This is a genomic window from Lawsonibacter sp. OA9, assembly GCF_022440585.1.
On record NZ_JAKNTI010000015.1, the window covers coordinates 1 to 7,374 of the forward strand.

Annotated in this window: 6 protein-coding genes; all 6 read right to left on the reverse strand. The window is 47.7% G+C overall.

Annotated elements, in window-relative coordinates; genetic code table 11:
• Positions 1-457: 457 nt before the first annotated feature.
• Positions 458-1,087, reverse strand: coding sequence for an ABC transporter ATP-binding protein (locus tag MCG44_RS00660; protein WP_240286242.1), 630 nt, complete (start codon positions 1,085-1,087; stop codon positions 458-460).
• Between the two features lie 31 nt (positions 1,088-1,118).
• Positions 1,119-2,819 carry an ABC transporter permease gene (locus tag MCG44_RS00665; protein ID WP_240286244.1) on the reverse strand — a complete coding sequence of 567 codons (1,701 nt, stop codon included), beginning with the start codon at positions 2,817-2,819 and terminating at the stop codon, positions 1,119-1,121.
• A 159-nt stretch (positions 2,820-2,978) separates the two neighbouring features.
• Entirely contained in the window at positions 2,979-4,085 is a 1,107-nt protein-coding gene (locus tag MCG44_RS00670; RefSeq protein WP_240286246.1) for a response regulator transcription factor, read from the reverse strand.
• On the reverse strand, positions 4,082-5,539 hold the full coding sequence (locus MCG44_RS00675; RefSeq protein ID WP_240286248.1) for a sensor histidine kinase: 1,458 nt from the start codon (positions 5,537-5,539) through the stop codon (positions 4,082-4,084). Before MCG44_RS00675 ends, MCG44_RS00670 begins: the two co-directional genes overlap by 4 nt.
• Complete coding sequence (locus MCG44_RS00680) at positions 5,536-6,498, reverse strand: substrate-binding domain-containing protein (protein ID WP_240286249.1); 963 nt, start codon at positions 6,496-6,498, stop codon at positions 5,536-5,538. The genes MCG44_RS00675 and MCG44_RS00680 overlap by 4 nt, the downstream gene beginning before the upstream one ends.
• Positions 6,499-6,679: 181 nt before the next feature.
• Positions 6,680-7,374 (reverse strand): helix-turn-helix transcriptional regulator (locus MCG44_RS00685; RefSeq protein WP_240286251.1); only part of this gene is annotated, 695 nt, incomplete at its 5' end.

Sequence of the window (7,374 nt, forward strand, 5' to 3'; positions counted from 1 at the left end):
GTTTCAGGTACACCGTTTCCCCTCGCCAAACTGCTTTGAGATCTGCGGGTTATAAAATCTCTACAATGACAGGCCTTTCATTATAACAATCTCATACTCCGCCTTGGAACCGTAGTATGTGACACGCCGAACCCTCCCCTGAAGTTCCCACTCCTGTCAGACAGCTGACAGACTCCGGCCTGGCACCCAGAACACAGGCATCTCCATTCTTGAGTCCCGAAACGTTGCCGGGATTCGGCATGCATACGGCCTGTCCCCAATCAGAAACCACTGCTTTTTGCCGCCCTCATTCCCCCGGTAGATACAGGGAAGGAAGTTGTCTTTGGCGATAAAGTTTGCAACAAATTGATTGGCAGATACTCCATAAATCTCTTTTGGTGAGCCAAGCTGCATGATATTCCCGTCCTTCATGATGACAACTTATCCGATATCGCCATAGCCTCCGACTGATCATGTGTCACATACAGGCTGGTAATAGCCATTGCTTCTGAAGCGCACGGAGCTCATCCCGCATATACTCCCGCAACTTTGCATCCAGATTGGACAGCGGTTCATCAAACAGCAGAACACTGGGCTCTATGACGACAGCCCTGGCAAGCGCCACACGCTGCTGCTGCCCGCCCGACAGCTGGTTCGGGAAACGATTCTCCATCGTGGTCAGCTGCATAAGCTCCATAACGTCCCGCGTACGAGTCAGAATCTCCTCCCTGGGAAGCTTCTTGACTTTCAGCCCATACGCCACATTTTCAAAAATCGTCAGATGCGGAAACAGCGCATAGGACTGAAACACCATGGAAATATCGCGTTTATTAGGCGGAATCTGTTCCACCGAACGATTGCCGATGAAAATTTCACCACCTGTCGGTGTCTCAAATCCCGAGATCATCCTAAGCGTCGTGGTTTTTCCGCACCCGGAAGGTCCAAGAAGCGTCATCATCTCGCCATTTTCAATTTTAAGATCAATATGATTGACTGCCACCGTCTTGTCTTTACTGCCTGGAACTTGAAATTCTTTTGTAAGGTCCAGCATCCGCACGCCACTGGAGCGTGTACTGCGCAGATTCTTTTCTGTTTTTGCTTCTGCCATAATCCATTTCCTCCACTATCACTATTTTTAATTATACCGTTTGTTCCCTGTCCCGCCCCCTTTTTCTCAGATGCTTCGGTGAAAAAAGAAACTCAACAACAAGATTGATAATTCCTATCGCAATCATAATGATCACGATCATGATGATAATATAAGCCGCAACTGTACTGTATTTACTGGACTCAAACAGCGAGAAGATCTTAGTTGTCGCGAGCGACCATTTCGGTGATATGATAAAAATCACCGTACTGACCGCCGTCATCGCTCTCACAAAAGAATATACCAGGCTGGAAAAGAATGGCTGTTTCAGGAGCGGCAATGTCACACGCCGAAATGTGGTCCCCGAACCGGCACCCAGGATCGTGGACGCCTCCTCAATACTTTTGTCAATCTGCATCAGGGTAGTCTCTCCGGCCTCGATGCCGACGGGCATGTTTCTGAAACAGAAAGCAATCACCAGGATAAAGGCTGTCCCCGTCAGCAGCAGCGGCTTCTGGTTAAACGCAAACACATAACCGATGCCAAGCACGGTACCGGGTACCGCGAAGGTTAAAATCGAAGAAAACTGCATATACGACCTTCCCCAAAAGCGATGTCTTACAACAAGATAGGCAATCACCATCCCCATAACACCTGCCAGCGGTGCAGAAATACTCGCCAGTATCACAGAATTTTTCAGTGTATCCCATCCCGATGCCAGCACATACTTAAAGTGGTCAAGCGTCAGACTGTAATCAACTCCCCAGGTTTTAAACACCGCACCTGCGAGAACCGTCCCATACAATACCACAAGGGCTATGAGAATGAGCGAGCAAAAAGCAAACAACGGCCAGACGATATATGGCTCATGAAGCTTTCTTCTTTTCTGTGTGGGTTTTCCTGTCACCGTCACAAAAGACTTATTGCTAATCCAGTAGCGCTGAATCAGATAGGCAGCCAGCGTCGGAATCAGCAGAAACAGGGCGAGAACCGCGCCTCCGTTCATATCAAACATCCCTGTAACCAGCCGGTACGCCTCCACCGACAACGTAGAATAATTGCCGGCAAGCACCGCCGGATTGGCAAAATCCTCCAGAGACTGTATGAACACCAGCAGCATGGAACTTATGATTCCCGGCATCGACAGCGGCAATGTCACGGTGCGAAAGATATGCCCGCGGGACGCCCCCATATTGTACGCCGCATCTTCCACAGAATCATCAATCGCACTGAGAATTCCGGTCAATGTCATAAAGGCAATCGGAAAAAACGATATTGTCTGCACGGCGATCAGACTGTGCAGACCGTAGACGTTTGCAGTCGTGATGCCAAGCAATCCCTTTGTGATCAGTCCCTGCCGTCCAAACAAAAAGATCATCGACAGCGAAAGAATGAACGGCGGTGAGATGATCGGCAACGTTGCAGCTGTCTGAAAGAGCTTTTTCCCCCTGATTTCCGTCCGGGTGACTGCAAACGCAAAGATGTAACCGATCAATGTTGCCAGGACTGCAACGATAAGTGCCAGTTTGATAGAGTTCCAGAACGTCTTAATGTAGGAACTGTTTCCCAGAATGTCCGCAAATCTCTGCAGCGTCAGGCCTCCACCGTCCCCGGTCATCCCCAGGCGGACGATATTTACCATTGGATATATGATAAAGAGTGTGAGCATGGCCAGGATCAAAATAATGGCTGCGAGCAAGACCGGTTGCCTGAGCATCATCTTAAATTGATTTCTGCTTTCATTTTTGAGCATGTGATATTCCCCCTTCAACTTGTTTTTCTGTCTCGTGTTGTTAGGATAATAGCACAAAAAAACCAGTCACAAAATGTAATTATTTATCGAAAATTTATAATAATCACAAATTTTAACTGGTTTTTTCAAATTTCTTATGAAATATCCATGTACTTCCTGTTATTTATCGTTCTTCCTGTTCTGGTATTCCTTTGGGCTGATTTTAAAGTATTTTTTAAACACCTGGCTGAAATAATATGGATCACTGTACCCCACCTGTTCCGCCAGATCCTGCAGACGCACATGCCCATCTCCGATCAGGGCTTTAGACTTTTCCATGCGGTAATTGGTCAGATATTCCACGAAACTCATACCGATCTCCTGCGTAAACAGAGAGCTGAAATAACTGGGGGAAAACCCGGCAATCTTCGCAACCTTATTCAGAGAAATGGTGCTGTCATCAAAATGCTCCTCAATATACTGTTTTGCCTTTGCAATCTCCCTGCTGTTGCCCGCATTTTTTCCTGCATCACGCTGTGTGATGTATAAATGCATATACCGTTTCGATACCTCCCTGGTCTTTTCCCAGGAATTTGCAACGGAAAGAAGCGACACCGCCGACATGTGGTCGCAATTTTCATCGAGCTGCTTGAGCAGCTCATCAACCGCCATGATGAGATTCATCAGCAGATAGTAACGAAACAGAATACTCTCCGCGCTGTTATCATTTGCCGACTGGTAGTAAGCCTCATAAATGTCGTCCAAATCTTCCTCTTTTGCATACCGGAGCCTGGACGTAAAGTTGGCCAGATCATGACCGGAAATCATATCATCCGGGCCCTTCGCACTGTCTGTTATCAGACTCTCATCCGAGTATCGGGCGAGCAGCCGTTCCGGGTTCTCCTGTTCCCCCAGTTCCGGCTTTTCAATGGTCTCCAAAATATCCATCAGCTTTCTCGAGTTGATCGGCTTGAGCACATAGGCATCCACCTTAATGGCAACCGCCTCCTGTGCGTACTCAAATTCATCATGTCCGCTGATGATGATAAATTTCGTCTCCGGCATGGTCTTTTTTACGATCTTTGCCAGCTCCAGTCCGTTCATAAACGGCATGCACACATCCGCCAGCACTACATCGGGTCTGCTCTCCAGAATCATCGGCCATGCGGTTTCCCCGTCTGATGCCTCTCCGCAAACCTGATATTTTCGGCCCGGCAGATTCTGGATCGCATTCCTGATGCCGGAAAGAATCACATCTTCATCATCTACAATAAACACCCGTATCATTCTGCCGCCTCACTCCTTTGCTGTGGTATTTCAAAACTGACACTCGTTCCAGCACCACAGGTGCTCATAATCTGCAACCCCTCCGTCTCGTAGTACAGCCGCAGACGCTGGTTCACATTAAACAGTCCCACCCCTATTTCATCCGACATCGCCCCTTCCCGCAGTGCTCTTTGTATTCTGGTCAGTTTGCCAGGGGTCATGCCCACCCCGTTATCTTCCACCACGAAGACAATGTTGCCCGTCATGGTTTTCACTCCGGTTACACTGATGTGTCCCGCCCCTCTTCGTTTTTTCAGCCCATGGTAAATGGCATTTTCCACAAGCGGCTGCAGCGTCAGTTTCAGGATCTTACAGTCCATAATGCCGGGATCAATGATAATGTCTGACGTTAAAAAGTTAATATACCTCACCTTTTGTATCTCAATATATTTTTCAATATGCTGCACTTCTTCACTGACATTTACATACTCCCGTCCGCGGCTGAGTGAAATTCGAAAAAAGTCGGTAAATGCCATCGTAATATCGATCACATCTCCATTCCGCCCCTCCTCGGCAAGCCAGATGATGGTCTCCATGGTATTATACACGAAATGCGGCGTGATCTGCTCCTGCAGGATCCGCAGTTCCGACTTCCGAAGCGCCCGCTGTGCCTGCACGCGTTCCTCCAGAAGATCGCTGATCCTCTGCACCATGAGATTCAGACTCTCGCACAGACGGCTGAGTTCTTCAACCTGCGTGATCTCCACCCGCGCAGTCAGATTTCCCGCTCTGACGCGGTCAGTCATCTCTTCCATATCCCGGATCGGCTGGATAACACCGTTCATGACATTATTGTAAGCAGCGACAGAGAAACCGATCATAAATAATAGTACAGCGCCTACAAACACTGCAATGATCAAAATGACCTGCCGGATGTGCTCATTCTGCAGGGCGATCATATCGATTTCTTCTTTTATGTATTGCTGCATCATGGTACCCACCATTCCGATGACACTTTTGATCTCCCGGTACAGCCCTTCATTTTCCGTCGCAGAAACCCTCTGCTCAATCTGCAGATGCAGTTTATCCGTATACTGCTGAAGCGTATCGAGCGCCCTCTGGCCCGCCTGTACATATCGCAACGCCTCCGTGTCCGAATGAGAGCTGAGATACAGGTTCTCCATCATATTCTCCACGTCTGTCAAAATATCCGCATACTCTTCTGCAGAACCCTCTTTCTGCTCTGAGACAATATACCACAGTTCTTCATTCAGTGCACTTTCCAGCTGCGACTGAATGATGGATGCAGAATTGATATTACCGATCTTCTGATTATACTGACTTGTCATAATCACCACCGCAAGCAGTATCGCAAGAGTCGGACACAGCATCACAGTCAGTATTGTCCGGTACGACTGTTTTAAAATGATATGAATACTGGCAAAGTTCGTATATAGATTTTTCATGATCTTCATAAGCCGCTGTCCTCTTGTATCATCTGCGCCGGAAGCGCCGTTTCCACGCGTGCTTCCCCTTCCTCAAGGATACTGACAAGCGCGTCAGACAAGGTATCGGACAGTAAGGAGAGATCAAAATAGGCAATACTGTTAACCTCGCCTTCCTCCGCCATCTGCCGGACTTCCTGACTGCAGGAAACCGCAAAAATCAGAACATCCTTCCCAGGATGAAGACCCGCTTCTTTGACTGCAGCAACCGCACCGATGGTCATGGCATCCCCGTGAGATATCACAACATTCAGCCCCCCCTCTGATCCTGCGATCCTTTTCGTCGCCTGTCTGGCCCTGGACTGAAGAAAGTCTTCACTGAGGCTGTACGTGATCAGTTCATCCTTCCTATCCGACCGTTCCCGGAAGACTTCCCTGAGTCCTTTGGTGATCTGCAGGGAGGAGTACGCCCCGACCGTACCGTAGAGTTCCAGTGTCTGGTTTTCCGCTGATACACGCTCAAGGTAGCTTTCCGCAAGTTGTTTGGCTGCCTCATAATAATCAAATCCGATGTAGGATACTTTAGCGCCGTTGACGGACTCCGCCATCCCCTGGTCGATTGTTAAGACGGGAATTTCCGCGGCATCCGCTTCTCTCAAGACAGTTTCCCACTCTCTTCCCACCACGGGTGAGAGTACGATCAAATCAACTTTATAGGCAATCAAAGCACGGATCGCTTCAATCTGCGCATCCTGGTCACGTTCCACCGGTATTTCCAGCAGCTGATATGGATACACATCACAAATCCCACGTACCATCTGATTCATTTCTGCCTTTCCGGAGTCTTCCGTCGCCGTCTTCACAAAACCGATCACATACCTGGGTGTTTTGCCGGTTTCCGGCTTTTGCCCGCCAGCCAGGAGCGACAGCACGATCAGAAACGGCAAAATCATGATCACAATTATCAGTGCCTTCATTTTTCCACTCATGGCAAAACCTCCCGGTAAACTGCTGTGTTTTCAAGATATTTTTTTATTTCCACAGACTGTCAATACAATTACTTATGATATTTAAATTTTAAACGAATCATGAGCATAAATAAATGAAATATTTTTTGAAAAATATTTTAGATTTTGTTTTAGAAGGAAAATTTTACGGTAAATATTTAGATTACCAATCCCCTCTGGCAGATGCAGAATGGTTCTGATTTGTCTTCCGGTATTCCTTCGGGCTTACCCCCAGCTGTTTTTTGAATACATAGCTGAAGTAGGACGGGTCATTATAGCCCACGAGACTGGCCACCTCTGCTAACTTTCGGTCACCCTCCAGGAATTCCCTGGCTGCGTTAATGCGGCACCGGGTCAGGTATTCTATAAAGGTACATCCAACCTCCTGGGAAAAAAGAGTGCTGAAGTGGCTGGGTGAAAAACCAACTTCGCAAGCTACTGTTTTAAGGGAAAGATCCGGGTCTGGATAGTGTTTTTTAATGTATCCTCTGGCCCATCGCAGTACATCCGAAGTACTTGAAAGACGGCGTATGAATCCATCCGTCAGCAGACACTGTATCCGACTGACCGCCAGATTTACTGTGTCATGAAGCGACTGGGCGATTCCCATCAGTTCGGTCGGGTTGATTTCAAATAAATCTTTCTTTTGCCCGGCGGCATGTTTTTGTATATAGACAATCAAATCCATCAAAAGATAGAAACGGTATAAAACACTGCCGACACCGTCATGGTCTGCATTCTGAAAGTATTCCTGTACTAAGTCAGGCAGTTCTTCCGGTGTCGTATATACAATTTCATCCATCAGCATATCCTTATCCTGTAAATGATGCAGGGGCCGCTGCTCCATGATGAAATCAG